This window comes from Photobacterium rosenbergii, from assembly GCF_003026455.1.
Lineage (GTDB): Bacteria > Pseudomonadota > Gammaproteobacteria > Enterobacterales > Vibrionaceae > Photobacterium > Photobacterium rosenbergii.
Genome location: NZ_PYMB01000011.1, coordinates 100,728 through 118,456 on the forward strand (window position 1 = coordinate 100,728; position 17,729 = coordinate 118,456).

15 protein-coding genes are annotated in these 17,729 nt (G+C 44.8%); 2 read left to right on the top strand and 13 right to left on the bottom strand.

What is annotated here, in order from left to right; all coding sequences use genetic code 11:
* Positions 1–87: 87 nt before the first annotated feature.
* From C9J01_RS19120 to C9J01_RS19145, 5 genes are all read right to left on the bottom strand, one after another.
* Positions 88–711: a cytochrome b/b6 domain-containing protein gene (locus C9J01_RS19120; protein ID WP_107299734.1), complete on the bottom strand. Its 624-nt coding sequence runs from the start codon at positions 709–711 to the stop codon at positions 88–90.
* 3 nt (positions 712–714) lie between these two features.
* On the bottom strand, positions 715–2,295 hold the full coding sequence (locus C9J01_RS19125; protein WP_107299735.1) for a tetrathionate reductase family octaheme c-type cytochrome: 1,581 nt from the start codon (positions 2,293–2,295) through the stop codon (positions 715–717).
* Positions 2,296–2,675: 380 nt separating this feature from the next.
* Positions 2,676–5,120 carry a hypothetical protein gene (locus C9J01_RS19130; RefSeq protein ID WP_146157096.1) on the bottom strand — a complete coding sequence of 815 codons (2,445 nt, stop codon included), beginning with the start codon at positions 5,118–5,120 and terminating at the stop codon, positions 2,676–2,678.
* Between the two features lie 1,227 nt (positions 5,121–6,347).
* Positions 6,348–7,037, bottom strand: coding sequence for a glutathione S-transferase N-terminal domain-containing protein (locus C9J01_RS19140; RefSeq protein ID WP_107299738.1), 690 nt, complete (start codon positions 7,035–7,037; stop codon positions 6,348–6,350).
* A gap of 45 nt (positions 7,038–7,082) precedes the next feature.
* Positions 7,083–7,949: an MBL fold metallo-hydrolase gene (locus C9J01_RS19145; protein WP_107299739.1), complete on the bottom strand. Its 867-nt coding sequence runs from the start codon at positions 7,947–7,949 to the stop codon at positions 7,083–7,085.
* A gap of 104 nt (positions 7,950–8,053) precedes the next feature.
* Here C9J01_RS19145 and C9J01_RS19150 point away from each other — a divergent pair, with 104 nt between their 5' ends.
* Positions 8,054–8,953, top strand: coding sequence for a LysR family transcriptional regulator (locus tag C9J01_RS19150; RefSeq protein WP_107299740.1), 900 nt, complete (start codon positions 8,054–8,056; stop codon positions 8,951–8,953).
* Positions 8,954–9,132: 179 nt separating this feature from the next.
* Here the strand turns inward: C9J01_RS19150 and C9J01_RS19155 are convergent, their stop codons facing one another.
* The 4 genes from C9J01_RS19155 to C9J01_RS19170 form a co-directional block, all read right to left on the bottom strand.
* Positions 9,133–10,080, bottom strand: coding sequence for an HNH endonuclease (locus C9J01_RS19155; RefSeq protein WP_107299741.1), 948 nt, complete (start codon positions 10,078–10,080; stop codon positions 9,133–9,135).
* A gap of 146 nt (positions 10,081–10,226) precedes the next feature.
* Positions 10,227–10,745, bottom strand: a complete 519-nt coding sequence (locus C9J01_RS19160; protein ID WP_107299742.1) for a metal-dependent hydrolase — start codon at positions 10,743–10,745, stop codon at positions 10,227–10,229.
* Position 10,746: 1 nt separating this feature from the next.
* Positions 10,747–11,445: a hypothetical protein gene (locus C9J01_RS19165; protein ID WP_419687367.1), complete on the bottom strand. Its 699-nt coding sequence runs from the start codon at positions 11,443–11,445 to the stop codon at positions 10,747–10,749.
* A 67-nt stretch (positions 11,446–11,512) separates the two neighbouring features.
* A complete protein-coding gene (locus C9J01_RS19170) occupies positions 11,513–12,235 on the bottom strand; it encodes a hypothetical protein (RefSeq protein ID WP_107299743.1) in 723 nt (240 codons plus the stop codon).
* Between the two features lie 1,082 nt (positions 12,236–13,317).
* Here C9J01_RS19170 and C9J01_RS19175 point away from each other — a divergent pair.
* Complete coding sequence (locus C9J01_RS19175) at positions 13,318–13,938, top strand: recombinase family protein (RefSeq protein ID WP_107299744.1); 621 nt, start codon at positions 13,318–13,320, stop codon at positions 13,936–13,938.
* Between the two features lie 225 nt (positions 13,939–14,163).
* On the opposite strand, the gene C9J01_RS19180 is transcribed toward C9J01_RS19175, so the two are convergent.
* From C9J01_RS19180 to C9J01_RS19195, 4 genes are all read right to left on the bottom strand, one after another.
* Positions 14,164–14,529 carry a hypothetical protein gene (locus tag C9J01_RS19180; RefSeq protein ID WP_107299745.1) on the bottom strand — a complete coding sequence of 122 codons (366 nt, stop codon included), beginning with the start codon at positions 14,527–14,529 and terminating at the stop codon, positions 14,164–14,166.
* 58 nt (positions 14,530–14,587) lie between these two features.
* The gene (locus C9J01_RS19185) at positions 14,588–15,499 is read right to left on the bottom strand and encodes a hypothetical protein (protein WP_107299746.1); all 912 of its coding nucleotides are present in this window, start codon (positions 15,497–15,499) and stop codon (positions 14,588–14,590) included.
* Positions 15,500–15,552: 53 nt separating this feature from the next.
* Positions 15,553–16,248, bottom strand: coding sequence for a hypothetical protein (locus C9J01_RS19190; protein WP_107299747.1), 696 nt, complete (start codon positions 16,246–16,248; stop codon positions 15,553–15,555).
* 127 nt (positions 16,249–16,375) lie between these two features.
* Entirely contained in the window at positions 16,376–17,638 is a 1,263-nt protein-coding gene (locus C9J01_RS19195) for a sensor domain-containing diguanylate cyclase (protein ID WP_107299748.1), read from the bottom strand.
* Between the last annotated feature and the right edge of the window lie 91 nt (positions 17,639–17,729).

Below are 17,729 nucleotides of genomic sequence, written 5' to 3' on the forward strand. Positions count from 1 at the left end.
TAGCTGGCACACGTTAAGGAGATTGTGCCAGCTGTTGTAGTTGCTCTAGAGTCTTCGTCATCTAGAAGCTATGAATGTGTACAGAGATTAAACCACTTTTTTTGTGGGTTGGATGACCTCTTTATTGCCTTGTTCGTGAGGTTCTTCATAACCGGTGACCATGGTTTTGATATGGCTCAGAGGAGTTGGCCCTGTGGTTGTCATATAGATATGTACGATCAAGAAAATCAGGATCAAAAACGCAGTGGCTAGATGCACGTTTGATAGCGTGGACAACGCGAACACTTCCAGCCCAAAGGGATAGGCAAGCAGCAATAAGCCCGATAGCCAAATGACAGGTGCCAATAGCAACTTGAAACCCAAGTAAGAGAAACGCTGTAACGGGTTGTGTTTGCGATCCGGTGTCGCTTTATAGGGGTGAGGTTTGCCGAAGAAGATATCCTTACTGTAATAACGAATGACGGCCATCAGTTTCTCTGTGGTCGGGATGTATTGCCGCCACTCCCCTGTGGTGAAATGCCAGAAAATGGCAAACAGCCAAAGAATGATCAAGGCAAGAGCCCCCACCTCATGCCAAAGCAGTGCTTGCTCGAAACCCAGCCAGCTAAAAAAGCCGTGGATTTCAAACCCTGTTACTAACATGGCCAACATCAGCAAGCTTTGCGACCAATGCCAGAAACGCTCAAACCGTTTATAAATCATCTGACGCATAACTCACTCCTTGTCTTTTTTGTTGGGGACGAACACTCGCAACAGTGCATGAATGCACACGACCCCGAGTACTATCACCACTAACCACCGAAGGAACGGCCCGCCTCTGAAGGTGTGGGATTGGCCGGGAATATGGAATCCCGCCAATTTGGCCATTCGGCCATCCGGGTTATGGCAAGCCTGGCACTCCAGCGCTTTTTCAGCAGGGGCAACCATATGGGTGATTGGGAAGTGGTACTCGGTATTGATGAAATCAAGCTCACCACTAAAGGTTTCACCACTGGCTTCCATCCCTGCCTGTGCTGAGGCATCCCAGTCGTAGCTTTTCCAGTATGCGGCTTTGTCTTTACCGAATAGATGCGGTGTGACCATGATTTGGTTTTCACTATCGTACGGCTGTATGCCTTTCATCACCTTAAATGGCCAGATACGGGAATCGTCATCGCCGCAACGTCCTTGCGGGGTCGTTAACGCAATAATGCCGGCATTATTAGGTGTGACTTTCTCACCGACAACGGTGTAGTCAATATCGCCGTTGAAACACACATATTCTGGTACGACATTCATTTCCCAGATGAAGTCCCCTTTTTTCGGGGTATAGGTTACGTTGCCCCATTGGTCTTTGGTGACTGGGCGGCTCTTGTCACCTGCTGTTGACCAGTCCCAAAAAGTCTTGGTGGCTTTTTCCCGGGCGAACTCAGGAATATGGCAAGTCTGGCAAGCGATGTTGTCAACGTGTTGGTTGAGGCGTATGGCATTTCGGGAGCCTTGATGCGGTTCGATACCATGGCAGGATTCGCAGCTTGCCCGGCTAAAATCACTGTGGCCGGGAATATCGATACCTAAGGTATCTTTCGCAAGCATGGCGTAGCGCGAGCCCTTGGTTTGGTGATTGCTTGTGGTATGGCAGTCTTGGCAGTTGAGGTTCGCGCCCTCTTTAGATAAGTGGACATCCAGCTCTGGTGACGCACTAAAGAGGGTTGAGTCCATATCACCATGTTTTACTGAGTCCCCGCCTCCACCGAAAAAGTGGCAGGCACCACAATTTTCAATATCTGGGGTGGCAACACTTTGGGCGGCCATCGCTAAGTCAACCGCAGGTAACATCTTGCCAGAGCCTTTCGGCCACTCCTTGTCGACATAGTTGGGGTGGCCGGCATCGGTCGGGAACTTGCGGTACTGCCCAGATTGCTCGTGGCAGATCAGGCAGTCGATACTTTCCTGCTTGGTGAAGTCAAAGCTATCATCCTTCCAGCCATAACCAGCATGGCAACTGGTACAGCGTGGTTCATTAGAAGCGGTAGCAATACAGAAGTTATTGACGACACCTGTTTTGCCGTACACGGTATCACTACCCGCTTGGCCATGTTGCCAAGTCCAGTGAGTGGACTGCTGTAATTGCTCTCCGGCTTCGGTATGGCAATCCAGACAGGCTTTAGTGACTTGCTCTGCTCGCTCAAAAGGACCATGCAGTTGTTCAAAAGTGGTGTGATCGGCGGTCGAGGCAATAATTTGAAGAGGCAGAACCAAAATAGCTGCAACGCAAACAGCCCGACACCATATCGAGAATGTAATCCTATCCATTGTAGCGCCTCCTTACATTAGCTGTTACTTAATTAAGTGATCGCTAATGCTAGAATGCCAACACAACTGAAAGCAGATTTGTCCTATGTCAAAAAAGACGCTCAAAAAATGCACAGTTTATGTGTTGGGTCACATTCTCTTTTCATCCACAGGCTGTGTCGTGACTTTTCTCCTATCACACAAATCATGTGTTAGCAGTGTTGACTGATTTCAGGTTATAGCCGTGCTGATTTAATCTTTAAGTGATTGATATTTAATGGTTAGGTATGGCGATTTCAGGGTGAAATCGCCATGGGTTTCGGGGGCTGGGGTCTGGGGTCTAGGCTTTGTGTTTTGGGTTGTGCGTGTAAGTTCATCGGCGAATGATTAATAACGAAGAGTTACTCAATCGTCACTATGCCGTGCTTAGCGAGTGTTTTCAGTTTTCCATTGACAGCGCTTTGCTTTGGTACCATGACGGTAAGATTGAATTTAGCGCGACTTAACATGATATAGAGTGTGCTGTCTTCAGTGTGCTCATCTACAACAGAGATAACGACAGGGAACTCTTTTCCTGCAACTTGCTCTGCCTGTAGGAAGCAGACATCACAGTGATCTTTCAACTGCCTGACTGAGACAGATAAGCCACTAAGGATCAGCTCTTTAATGAGCAGCCGCATTCTAGTTTCATTCTGCTGTTCAAAAATGATAACCAACGGCAACTTTTGAATGAAATGGTTCTGGATGTATTCCAGTTTTCTACTCACCTCAGCACTTAAACTTTTGTTGGTTACTGTAGGTTTGTCGAAACCTTTTTGATTCTCAAAGTACTCTTCTTTCAAGTCTTCAATTTCGAGCCCTAGCATCAACTGTCTAAAGTTGTAACTCAGGTTGCCAAGCTCATAGGTTTGACGGAAGTTATGTTTAAGTTTGTGTAAGGAAAGCTGTCCTTTATTGACAAAGCCTGACTCATGGCGCAAGTTGAGCCAACTCCCTACCCCATCAGGATTCTCATTTTGGGCTTCGTCACCAGAGAGAATGAGTTGCTGTGTGAAAAAGCCTACTAGTTCTATGTCTACAGAAGGGATATCTTGGGCTTCATCAATGATAATTGTGTTGAGAACCTTTACTTCACGAATTGCCAGTGTTCTCAATAGAGTCTTTGACTCTGCATCTTGGTAACCAATGACGCTTTCTGGCGTTGCCCGTTCAATCTTTCCATATACATTTTCTAAGCTAGCTTGGTGCTGTTGCAAACCGCGTTTGATTTGATTCAGCTCCAGATCATTATTTATTTCATTTCTACGGGCATTATCAATCCGATTTTTCTCAGCAAGTTCGTAATCTTCGAGTTGGTCATTGATGCGCTTTTCTATCAGATCATGAAGGACCTTTAATTGACCTTTGTGGTTTATGCGACCCTTGATTCGCTTTTCAAGCTCGAAGGTTTTATTTTCTAAGTTGGCAATTAAAGTATCATATTGAACCCGTTCTTCTTCATCGGACATATCTCGCAAGTCTACTAGAGAAGAGTATTTTCGTTTTGCTTGATGTAGTTTCTCTTTGTCATCATCACTCATCCCGAAATTATGATGAAACTCGTCACGATTTGATAAATTCGAGAGTTCTGCACGTTTGTTGCTAAGGCGTTGTTCCAACTCAACATCAAATGGCTTACGGAGCTCTTGCTCTCGCTTTTCTTTTCTAGCCCTCAAGTGCTCACCGTCAAACTGAATTGCGTTGTGTTCTTTTAGCAACTCAAACAGTGTGCCGTCATCTAAGCAATCTGGCAAGGTGACCATATGGCTGTGTTTTGCTTTGGGTTTTAACTTTTTGAGAAAGTCCCTGAGTGTTTCAGAGATGCTTACAAGCTCATCAATATTGCCTTGTGTGAGGTTTTGGTAGTTACTTCCTATTTGCGAGGCCAAAAAGTCAGAGACAGCAATGATTTCTACCCCTTCGATGCCCATCTGAGATAGTAGGCCTTTAAAAGGCGCAACGAGTCCCTGGTGCTTTACCATGACCATGATTTGGTTCGGGCTGATTTTTTCATCGTTGACTAGAACCAAAATCTTTTGAAGTATTGATGTTGATTTACCTGTCCCTGCCGGACCATCAATGATGTGATTACCTGAAGCATAGATCGCCCTCATCTGACTCGCTGTCGGAATCACCTCTTTCATTTGCATAAAATTATCAACATCGATTTTGCCGCTATCACGCTGGGTTGTGGTGTCTTCAATCGTTAGTGAATGAACGGCATCTTCGAAATAATGGCGCCCTTGTGCGGTAAGATATGTGACAGACTTTAAGTTGTGGGCCTCGGGTTCGTAGTTACCAATCAGGCTGACTAGGCCATGCTCGCTAACTTGATTTATCTCAGTACTGAGTACACTGCGGGCCATCTGATGGTTCCAGGGTAAGTGCCGGGCAAATTTCCCTTTTAATGCAAAGGTCGATAAACCGTAATTTGAACTGCGTGTCACATAGAAATTGGCATTTGATGTCTCAACCCGACGAAAGTAAGGCCTGTCACCGTAATTTAAGTGCGTTTCGACGTCGATGGCGAGCTCACCTTCAATTTGGCTTAGTTCTTGTTTCAATTTGGACTTGAAGCTATTAAGCCGGTAGATCTTTTTGGCTTGCTCTAACTCTGTGAAAAAAGTTGGATACTCTTCGAAACTCAAATGCTCACGATATAGTTTTTCAGCTTCTTCTGGTTTCCCTTCTGATAGCAATAGTGCTAGTTGGTTAATGTATTCACTTTGGTGGGTGTAGACCTCACTTGTCATCTGAAGATGGGCAAAGTGCTGGTGAGTAATAATCTGGGGATGCTTATCGACCACCTTCCTAAGCAATATTGAGTAAGCCTCTTCTTCCAGTTGCTCTTTAGCCTTATCTAGCCATTTGGCGGCATCAACGTAATCGGAGTAGCGAATACAACCTGCAATGTTTGAGTAGAAGCGTTCCATAGAGTTCTCAAGATAGAAAGGCAGAAAGATAAGTAGTCAATACGCAGAGGGCTGGCGATGAGCTTGTAGCAAATCTATGGTGCCAACTGACATTAATTTGCGATGTTGCTACAGGTAGACTTCAGAGGTCAAGCCCAACAAGTGACTAACTCTGTAATTGTCGCAATCGAACAAATGCGTTTCATATTTAGGTTTTTGACTTCTTAACTTAAGTAGAAGTCAAGTCAATAATAGAGTCTTTAACGACCAGGGTTTGTTGTCTGGTGTTGAGTTTAGGTACTGCAGTGTTGAAATGTATCCCTATTGATTTAACTCTTAAGTGATTGACATTGAAAGGTTTGGAGTGGCAATTTCAGGGTGAAATCACCATGGTTTAGGTTGGTTTAAACCATAATCTCGTTTTTGGTATTTACTGAAATACCGGTTAGACGCAGTTTGCTGTATTGAATTCTCTCTCATAGGTATGGGAGTAGTACTGTTCACCTTTCTTGTTTTCGTAGATGTAAACTCTCGAAAAATGAATAAGATTGCTTTTTGATATGTCTATTCTGGCGAGTGTAATGCCTGAGTTCGTGGTTGCTGAGTAACCAAAAAACTTTTGATTAAACCCTTCGGGATAATCCATATCGACGTGATCGAAGTAGCTAACAATTTGCTTTCCGGTTGATAAATCAGTTGTTGTATATGTCAGTTTCTCATAGCTAATCTCGAGCTTTTCGCTGTAATTTCGAACTTCGTTTTTGTTGATACAGATCTGATCAATAGTATTGGCATATACATTAGGTACAACAAAGAAGGATAGTAGTAGGGCAACTTTAGTCATAGGTAATTTAACGATCCGCATTCAGCTCAAGTCAAAGATTTCGAATCCTATCGAAGTAGGAGATTCGTGAACAGGTCATTTGCCGACACATTATCAATTTCTGTTGCCAATACAGCAGCATTACCAGTGCAGGATAGAGTTATTTACGTATTCATTTAGTATTGTGCTAATTGAAACCCTTATAATATATTTCCATCTTAAAGCTATTCTTAAGTTTATGAATTTTATATTTTTGATGTGACGATTTCAGGGTGAAATCGCCATAGGTTTCGGGTGGTTTATCTTGTGATTGGAGGATAAGTCGCAATGTGTGGACGGGCGGAGATCTGCTCAATATACGCCTGCATGTTCTCGCTCAAAGTGAGCTCGGCAATCATTGTGAAATTCCGAAGCTCGGCAAAGGCGGCGATATCATCGATTGTCAGGCTGCGACGTCCTGATATAAGCCCTTCCACATCTATCTCTTGTTCCATCAATTCAAGTTGTTGCTCCAATTGCGGCAGGTACAGCTCGGTCTTTTCAAGTGCCTGCTCGATACTTTGGCCAAGTACGCCTTTGCGCGATTCAACAAAACTATCGAGCGCCTGCGCCGTTGCCAACTCAGGTAGGTTAAGCTTTGGCATTCGTGGATAGAGCAACTGAGCCGTTACCGGCTTGAGTTGTTCTAGCCGCAACTCGAGAGCTTCTGATAGTTCATAGCTGTCGAACATCGGCTGGTTTAGTGGGCTTACGTGTAGTTGGTCTAACTTGCGGATGATATCCAAGCTTTCGACCATCAAAGAGATCTCGCCAGTTTCTGGGTGGGTTTCTTCCAGCACCGGCACGCTAAAGCGCTCCAGCTTTCCTTCGAGCGAGGTTGGCATCTCGCCCAGTACCATTGGGCTGATTTCACACTCTATGCCCTTCAAACCAATAACGGCTTTCACCCGCACGCAAAAGGGGCAGCTGTCGAATACATGTAATTTCATTGGGGTTCTCTCTAAAAGTAATTAAACGGTTTGGCGAAAGTGCCCTTAGTTACCGTGCCAAATTGAGTACGACATTCTTTCTACGTGCGCTGGAAGGTTCTCTTCGTAACCGCGCCAGTGACTAAACTCAGGTAGCTTGATGGTTTGTTTTAGCTCCTCGGTGGATTTACCTTCCTGCATGCCTTTCCATACCGCATCAAAAAGGGCTTTGTTGAAGCGGTAATCTTCCTTGAGGGCGTCGGGTGATGAAGCTGGCATATGGCCACTCAACACAGTGTCAAATTCAAGTTCATCCAGAACGCGCTCGAAGGTGTTGAGAATCGCCACATAGTTGTGAGCCGTCAGGCGGTAGGGCTCATTAACGTAACCGGGTAGGTGCCAATCAACTGCCATAAGCACCTGGTCGGTTGGCATGTGAATAATGCTCATGCAGTCGCCATCGTTCGGCCCGTAGTAATGCAAATCAACCTGCTTGTCGCCTAACGTGATTGAGTAGGTATCTTGATAGGTGGTATCCGGTTGGACGACCCTGTTTTCTAAATCTCGGCTTAAAAGCTCGGTACACTTTTCTTGTGTGATGAACTCCGCACCTTCCTCTTTGAAGATCTGGCCACCTCTGGAGTGGTCAAAATGGTCGTGGGAGTAAATCACTTTCTTAACCGGTTGTTCGGTCAATTGACTGATTGCTTTGCGCATCATTTTGGCGCGAGCTTCACCAGAAGGGTCTGTCACAATGACACCATCATCTGTGACCACAACCAGGCTGTTGTAGAAGAACTGCGAGTATTGGTATACGCCTTCTTTAAGTTCGGTCATGACCGGTTTAGTGGGATCGAATCCTTCGGCGGCATTGGCGTTGGCCGCCATACCGACTGCGAGAGACAAAAGAGTGAGAGTAGGGGTGATCTTCATAACGATGTTCTGCTTTGTTGGATTTGGTAAAGCAGAAGATAATTAATACAATGAAGTTACACAATTGAACGAAAAGTAACTTCAAACTATACAAAAAGTATCGAATGGATAAGTACAAGAATATGCAGCTGTTCTGCACCGTGGTGGAAAAAGGCAGCTTTGCAAAGGCAGCAAAAGCCATTGGTGTGACCCCTGCAATTGTCGGGCGAAGGATTGCGGATTTAGAAAATGACCTAGGTTTTGTATTGCTGAATCGAACTACCAGAAGCATGCAACTGACACCCGGTGGTAAAGATTACTATCAAGGTGCCAAACGGATAGTCGAAGATATCAACCGGCTTGAAGACTCATTGAGTAGCGATCACCAGCATAACCCTTCCGGCCTTATCCGCCTCTCTGCGCCGGATGGGCTAGGGCCGTTGTTGCTTGAATCAATACGTGTGTTTCGGCAAAGCTACCCGAATATTCGCTTCGATATCATGTTGAGCAATAGCCAGACCAACCTGATTGAAGAGGAAATCGATCTCTCCTTCCGCTTATCTTTCGACTTGCAGGATTCCTCCTACATTGCGACCAAACTCGGAACAAGCAGCTTTGGCCTTTACGCCTCACCGCTTTATCTTGATTCTAACGGCCGACCTGAGCATTTCAGCGAACTGGAGAATCATGACTGTATCCACATGGGAAGCAGCCGTTACGGCGATGCCTGGAATCTGCATGTGGACGGCAAGAACATCACCTACCGCCAACCTTGGGCAATGGTAGTCTCTAGTACTACGGCATTGATTCAGGCTTTGGTAAGTGGAATGGGAATAGGGGTTGTACCGACACTTTTCGCTCGTGAGTATGTCGAGCAAAAAAAACTATCGGCATTGCCCGGCCTTACCCAGTTCCCGGAGGTCGGTATCTATGGCATGTACCCAACCCGCAAGCATATGCCTTACCGCATGACGCTATTCCTTGGCTTTCTAAAAGCGTGGTTTGAAGAGAATGTCGGCGAGTAGTGAAATATGCCAGTTCAACCAAGTAAATTTCGTGTTTAAGTAATTGATATTAATGGGTTTGGTGTGGAGATTTCAGGGTGAAATCGCCTTGGGTTTTAGGCATTATATGTGATATCGCAGCAGTTGATGAAGGATAGGGCTTTTTCCATGAATGAAGCTACCCTATCCGAGATGCCTGGTTATTTATTCAAGAATTTTTCGAAGACTTTTTCACGGTGGTAGTCTAAATATTCCTTTTTGGGCGGGGATTTCTTTGGTTTCCGCAATTTTTTCCCTTTAATCAATTCTGTAATTGCTTGCAATGATGGATCTTGATTAACGGCATCAGATACAACGACTTTAAGGTCAGCATTCAATGTGATGTACCCTGAATCAAATAGCTTGTCGTGCATGACACACAGCGATATGCCATTGGATGGGTCAAGTCTTATATCTTTTCTTTTTGCCCAAGGGATTATATGTGAGCCGATCAAAAAAGATTTGGTCTGAATACCACAAAGAGCACAGGTATTCCCATAGTTATTCTTGACCTTATTGGAAAATACACTTTGTTTTGAGCGACGAGCAGCTGCGCTTTTTTCATCTTCAGCGTGGTAGTTTTCGTTCTGGATATCTTGAAGTGCTTCAGTAGCGGCTGTGTTGTCGTAATCCGAATCTATACCATCTTCTGCTATATCCATTAGGGCGATAAAATCCTCCCTATCTATCTTGTTCATACCGTACTGGTTAAAAAAATACATCCAAGTATCAGGTTTTCGATCTTTAAAATGCCAGTCGAAATCTTCAAGGTCTTCCGGGTGAATATCATTAACAAAAGGGAGAGGTTTTGTTATGGCACCGTTGACTCGCTTTTCGTCATCTACTTCGCCTTTAGTGTCAAAGGCGGAGGCAATTGTTTCGATTTTTCCTGCACCAAAAAAGTAGAACTTTCCCGTTTCAGATGCTTTACCTGGACGACGATAGATGAATAGATCACCGACATTAACCAGACCAAATTTATTTGTCCTCCAGGAGTATTTTATGAAATCCGCATCATCATGCTTTACACCACTTCCTTTAGTATCAAGAATGAAAAAGTTGGTGTCAGGGTTGCTTAGCTCTTTTTCATATAAAGTCTTGTAATTCATTACGCTATCCAGAAGTATGTTGTCTTCTTAACACTACATTCATTTGAAATCATAGGTCAATTGACTTAGATGGGATTTTTGAACTTAACGATTAGACACATGATTAGAATGTTAGTAGATGTTCATACCTTAGAACGCTGTCCTGATTAAATAAACCTAAAACGGTTCGTCTTCCATTCTAGGCCGTCGATGACACCTTGCTGGTACAGGCCTCCCCAGTCATAAAAGAACGGGGCGAAACCTACACCTTCTGTTAAATGCGCAAGGCCAATACAAATAACGACGACGGCGGCAGCAATTGCATATTCGATGGGATCGCCGGTCCGGAAACGCCCACCAAATAGGTGGAAGCGCCGGTCACTATAAGGTGAGAGGGGAACTCCCGTAACTGTCATTGCGTCGGTGAGGATATGGCTAACCCCTCCCCATGCAAAAGCGGCCCCTATGCCGTGGTAATCCCAGATAAAAGTGGTGGTAACGGCGGCGACCAACCAATGAGTAAAAATATGGGTTGGGCCGCGGTGTTTGATGTGATGGCGGGTAAGCTTGTAAAGGTATTCCAGCCAGTCGGGAGCTGTTGCCCCTGCAACACAGATTGCAACATGGGTGGGCGAGATGGCGGCACAGATAGCACCGGCAATCAGGGTATGGTTTAGCCACTTCATGTCATTGTGCCTCTGAGGTGTTTGGCGGTGGAAGGTGGGCAATGTTCTTTAGGTATTGGTTGATATCCGGGGCGCGAAGATCATCACACATTGAGATAAGAGTTAGGCGCTGTTCAACCACTTTTGCCTCAAACTTGAGGATATCGCGTTGGGCACTGGCCACTTTTTCGAGAAAGCCAACTTGCTCCTTAACGTTAGCAACCCCTTGTCTCACCCTCGCTTGTGAACGGGCCTCCATTGCCAGGTATAACCCTAGCTCCCTATACGCATGATTGCGGTTAGCTAATGCTTCAGCAAAGGCTGATACAGCCGTCGCGGTGGCGGTTCGCCTTTGGTACTCCCATTGGCGTTCACGAGCCTGTTCGGTTGTGGAGTAGAGAGGCATCTTGCCAACAATGCCGACATAGTGCTCGGTGATATCCGGCCAATTGGATGCATCATACTGGTTGATGCTTGATTTCACCCCGGCAACCAAGCTGAGGTCGATTTTGAATTTACTTTTTTCTGGATAGCAATGGGTGATGATGTCGAAGATGGTATCTGGGTCTATCTTGGGGGCTGCTTTTAACGCTGGAATGGGTGTATTGAAATGGGGTGAGTTCCCTTTGATAGTCGGCAGCTCGAAAGGGGTTACTTCCGGTGCAGGCTCGCTGGGTTGGCTCCATGGGCCGCTGATGGGCCAATGTGATTCGCTTGCTATGGCATAACGACTCGCTAGCAATAGGGTAGTGAAAACCCAAACAATGGTTAGTCGTTTTATATGGCTATTAGTCTGCACGAGTCGAACGCCTACCTCTGCCTAACATTTGCAGGCCGCCTATGACAGCGCCAACTTCCCACGCGCCCGCTACCATACACATGGCGACCATGAACCAAATAAAAGCTTTGGTGGTGTCATAGCTAACATCACTTTGGAGGTTGATACGCTGGGGATCTCGACGCTCGATAATAGGACGGATTGACGGTGGAAGCCGTCCTTCTTCACTTGTTGTGATCAGCCATAATTTAGCGGAGAGCATACACTTTCTCGCTATCTGTGCTTTGCGGCCGGTTAACTTGTGTGCGTCATCGATAAACAACATTGCTTGGGTATCGAGTAGGTAGTCTGCCAATAGGTCGGCTTTGAGTTGTAGGTTGAGTTTTGCCCATGGCGTCGCATTGGCATCATCTTTGGTGAAATGGGCATGCCACTCGGCTATTCCCTTTACTTCGATCCAACTAGATAGTGGCATTAGTCCTTCGAGTAATATGGGTTGCGGTTTCCGTCCCCAGATAGCATGACGGTTGTCGCGAAGCCGAGTGAGCCAGCGGCTTTTACCTGAGTCATGGGCCCCACTGATTAATTGGCACTGTGTTCTACGCAAACTGGTTTCCCTGCGGTTACTGCTTGGCGCAAAGCGGCGAGGGGAGTCGACGATTAATGGCGTGACGTATTTTGTCCCGTCCTTTCGGATGCGTTTGTGGTCTGTTCGTAGTTTTAGGAAGCGCATGTTTGCGTGTCATCCCCTTTGCCTTTTCCACCCAGAATACTTGGCCTTCCAGTCCATGTATTAAGCTTGTCGCTACCTTTCGACCTATTTCAATGGAGACTGTAATTGTGCTGTTGCTCGCTACTTAAGACAGTAGAGGCTTGTTCGAGGCATTGCTGTTAATTCCGTACGAAGAAGCAGTATTCCAGTGATATGTAAGGGGTAAACAATATTGGCATAGCAAAGCAGTCTGGCTAAATAACAGATGTACGGGAATATCGACCGTTTTTGGCGTACAGGTATCTTTGACGGGGGCTGGGTGATGCCACACAAGAGCGTTAACATCAACCTGCTTTTCCATCAAAAAAATGTCTGTTGGTTTTTCTTCCGGATCCATTATCAGGTGCGATTGTTTCGCGACAGATTAGTTAGGGCTGGGCATAGTCGCACGGTTCGCCAGTACCGCTGCAGGTCGAGGCGTTACTCTCTTCCGTTTCCCTGTTGGTTTGCGTCAGTTTGAATTTTTGATAAATGTCGCACTGAACAGACCTAACAACAGGGCAGTTATGGTTATCACCCGTTTCGCCTTACCTGCTTATCGCCCGTATCACTAAACCCGGATACAGGCACGTCCCCGTTAAGACGGGAATCCGGTTGTCACCGAACCATTGTTTTGTGCCGTATTGCTTACCGACAAGCCGCCCATTTGTTTTAGGTCGCTGGCGTGGATTTTCCCGCTACGACTAGGAAGTTCGGTTTCCTAAATAATTGCGAGTGAGTTCAAAAAGGACGAGTTGATATGACCGCAATGAAGCGGCAAAATGAAAGGGTATTGTGTTTTCATTTCTTGCTACTGAGCTGCGCCAACAGCAAATAGCATCCTCAAATCATCCTTGATTCACTACGTTGTCTTCTCCTCTAAAGGGTTGGATTTGCCTGTAACATATCAGGCTGAACGCTGAATTCTTTTCTGTTTTTCTATCACTCGAGACAATTGGTTTTTATCTGAAATCTTCAAATTGTCAGTTACATATGGACGTCGATCCGTATTGGGTTTGCCTTGGGTGAAGATGGCTTGTCTAGCGAAGGTGTGGGGAGGGGAAATGGCCAATTATGCTTATCTGCGGGTGTCGACCGACAGCCAGGATGTGAATAACCAAAAGCACGGTATCTTCGAATATGCCAATAGGGTAGGGGTGGCTAACCTCGCTTTTGTCGAGGATGCAGTAACCGGCTCTAAGAAGTGGCACCAAAGACGGCTTGGCCCTTTACTCCATAGCATGGGGGAGGGCGACACCATCATATTCTCCGAGGTCACCCGTATGGCCCGTTCGACGCTACAGGTATTGGAAATCCTCGAGCTGTGTATGGAGAAGCAACTCAAGGTACACATCGCCAAGCAGAACATGCAGCTCGATGGTTCGCTGCAATCAAAAATCATCGCCACCATGCTGGGCCTTGCAGGGGAAATAGAACGCGAGTTTATCCGCATGCGCACCAAAGAAGCGCTGGATGCACGCAAGGCAGCAGGCCATCAGCTTGGCCGACCCAAAGGGCCAGCCAAGAACCTTAAGCTTGATGCCAAGCGCGAGCAGATAGAGAAGTACCTCGGCATGGGTTTAGGCATCCGAGAAACCGCACGGCTTATCGATGCCGCACCCAGTACCTTGAGTGATTATGCGAAACGCAAAGGGCTGAAGGTTTTGGTTAATGGCGCTAAATGAAATTGCAGGTGTTAACCGCGCTGGTTTTATGTTTTAGTTATTGATATTTAATGAGTTTATATGGCGATTTCAGGGTGAAATCGCCATGGCTTATTAGTTGAATTTAGAGTAGCTAAGTTATTAGATGTGCTTAATCTAAATAGCAAATTGATTTGGTATCTATATCAACGCAACTGTATGTACATTGATTTTAATGCTTGTACATTATGTGGAACCTGCAGAGCTTTAATCTCCCATAAATGTAGCTTTACTATGAGCATCAGCATCAGCCTGCCCTTGACAACTTTCACAGTAGCCATATTGTTCTTGGTAGTATTCTACTAGGTTATCGTCATCAAGAATGTTCGTGCATTCTTGTTGATACTCTTCACACTCATGAGTGTATCCCGAACATTGTACATTTTCGATTAAATGACGGATTGAGTTATCAAAATGGTATTTTTGGTTAGAAGACAAAGCATCGTAGCCATTACCAATAGCAAAAAGAGCAATACCCATGACAACACTTTCATCCGCTTTGTTCTCACGAGCTGATTGTTCTAGAATTTCTGGGCTGTTTGTTACTATTTCATTTAATGCATTAAGATTCATTATTGTTATCCTACAATTATTTATAAATGATAATTTTAAAGTTCGGGCTAAACTTTAATTATAAGCAGCTACCACTAACATAACTTCTACTTATCTTTGGAAAAAAACGATTCTTTTTACTTAGGTTCAACCTAACATCATCCCAATCTAACAATAGAGGTATCTTTTCCGTAGGTGTTGATGTTGGATCATCAACTTCAACCATATATGCATATATGCCTACAGCATCTCCAGCGTTAGTTTCTTTGTAGCGATGAATGACATCTTCAATGGTTGCTCTGGATAATGATACATTTCGTTCTATTAGATCTCTAACTCGTTTGTGTACGTGACTAAAGCAACCTACGTAGATTCTAATTGCTTTAATCAGCTCAACTTTTTCAGGCATTTCACGAAAAACTACTTTTTTAAAATCTTTGTTTTGCGACAACTGTTCTTTAGTAGAAAATATTTTTAATTGGTTAATCATTTCTTTTTTTTCACCATCACCAATCCATTTACTAGGTAAAGAGAGTGAATGAACAGCTAGCCCATAGTGTTGAACATGGTTTCTTAAAGCTTCCATGAAGCGGTACTCAAAGTAGGTGTCATACTCATAGCTAAAGTACCCTTTTGCTTCTTTACCAAACTCTTTCTCGTTTTTCATGCAAGTGCGAACATGCTTTTCAAGTTGGTCATAATACAACTTCGTAGAAGTAAGTAGATTAACTACTCTTCTATTCAATACACTTTCTATTTCATAGAAGTGTTGATATGAGTCTTGTTCGAAAATCATCTGTTGTGCTACTTGAGATAGGATTTCTTTTTCTAGATCGAAAAAATTTGAAACGAGAAGGTCATACTTTTCCTCAATAGCTTTTGCAGATAGAAGAACTTCCCTTGAGTGTTTTATCTTATCAAACTCTTGCTCCTCAATTTTTAACGCAACCGTTGGACCAAGTATCATTTTCTTGATAAAGAAGTGCTTCATATTTTTCCTTTAAGTGCGATTTATAGCAGCGCTAAGTTCATGTTTTGTTGTTATTACTCGACTAACTTCTGTTGATAACTAAACTTGTCAAACATAGCTATCCAGTCAATCAACTTTTCAGTATTTTCCTTTACATTCTTTTTTAGAGCGACTTGTTTCAAATAAAACACGATATTCATCCACGCTTTTAAGTGACGTCCACTTAAATCAGCTGTTACCGACGAAAGAGAGTGCATCAGCGGAAGTTCAAAATCAGCCGATGCAATCAAGTTGTCTGCAAAAGTGCTACTTTCTAGCTCCTCTGCTAACATGCTTTTCAAAATTTTTAGAGTTTTTTGATTTTCAGTATGCTCTGATGCATGAAACTTAAAATCCACTCCAGTTTCACCATTGCCAAGCTTTACATCTTCGAAAACACGACGAACGAAGACACGAAGTTGAGCCCTCAATCTGTGTTCAATTTCTACTTTTTCTTTATGGAGGGCAAATTGTTTATCTTGCTCTTGCTTTGCTCTTTCTGTGTCTCTCAAAAAGTCGATGACAAAAATAAACAATAGTAATTCAATTATCATCCCTGTAAGTTCAGGAAGTAAGTTTCCTGAAAAATATTCAGATAAATAAGGTTCCTTATCTAGAAAATAGATAGAGAAAGTCACCCTGATAAGTGCAAGAACTACAATGAAAATGCAAACGTACACCTTAAACATTGAGTCACTAGCTTCACGCATGACTTTAGCAATGTATCTCATCTTATTTACACCAATAAAAACATATTGTTATTACACCCTATGTAAAGCTTCAAAAGCTAACACTTGATTAAAATAGTCCTTACTATGTACCAGCCTCAAATCGACGGAAACACAGCTTTACCACCCATCACCCCGCCACCAATACCTGATCTTTCCCTTGTTGCTTGGCGGCATATAACGCCTTGTCTGCACGATAGAGCAGGTTATGCAGGCCTTTGTCTTCTGGTGTTAATGCCGCGATGCCCATGCTGGCGGTGTAGTGCAGTGGTGCACCTTCTACTCTGATGGCCGACTCGCCAATGTGGCGGCGCAGACGTTCGGTGATCATCTGGGCCTGTTCGATGGTAGTGCCGGGCAGCAGGAGTAAAAACTCTTCGCCGCCCCAGCGGCTGATGTAGTCAGAGTTGCGAAGCACCCGTTGGCACGTGGCCGCAAAGTGCTGTAATACCTCATCACCGGTTTGGTGGCCGTAGTGGTCGTTGATGGATTTGAAGTTATCGAGGTCGATCAGTACACAGCACAGTGGCTGCTTATCGGCTTGGTGACGGGGTAACGCCTGCTTGGCAATTTCGGTGGCAGTTCTGCGGTTGATGAGCCCGGTCAGGCTGTCGTGGTTGGCACGGTACTCAAGCTTTTCGCGCAGTTGGTACTGCTCGGTCACATCGATGGCGGTGACTTGTACGGCTTTTTCGCCGTTCCACTCGATAGGGCGGGAGATCAAGCTCAGCCAAAGCGGCTGCCCATCGACACGTTGGGTTAGTGCATCGGTTTTGATTGAGGCTTTCGCACCGCTCAGCAAAGCGGCATTGTCCTCATGGGCTTGCGGGTGATATTGCTCGGCGATGAGTGGCAAGATGGAATCTATTGCCAACAACTCCTTTTCAGAGTTGAACCCCAGCATGTTGGCGTAAGCCAGGTTGCAAAACAGCGGCTTGAAGTTACTGTGAACCAATAAGCCTTGGATTGAGCCATCGACCAATTCGCGGTAGCGTAACTCACTCTCGTTAAGCTGGTTCAACGCGTTAAATTGGTTGCTCAAATCCAGAATGGTAATTTGCATAGCTGGCTCTCCCTGCCATGCAACAATATGGTCAATGGTCAGGACGAACAACTCATTGCCTGTGTTGTCGATATTGCGGTAGGTCTGGATCCCCGGCTTTTCCTTACCGCTCATGATATCGCGATACGCCTGCCATGCTGCATCACGCTCGTGGGGCGCAATCAAGGTGAGTAAATCACCCATCTCCAAAATAGCTTGACCGTTGTCGTAACCGAAGAACTGGGCATAGCTGTCATCGGCGTATAAGGGCTTAAAGTTACGATGGATCACCGTGCCGTACGAAGAGTCAATTTGGAAAAGTTGAATAAAAGAATTGATAGGCGAACTCACTAGCAAAATACACAATAACGATGGGAAATAGCATACAGTAATCTATTGCGAGCATATTTTAACAGCAGTCAAATTTTACGTCTTTCACTAA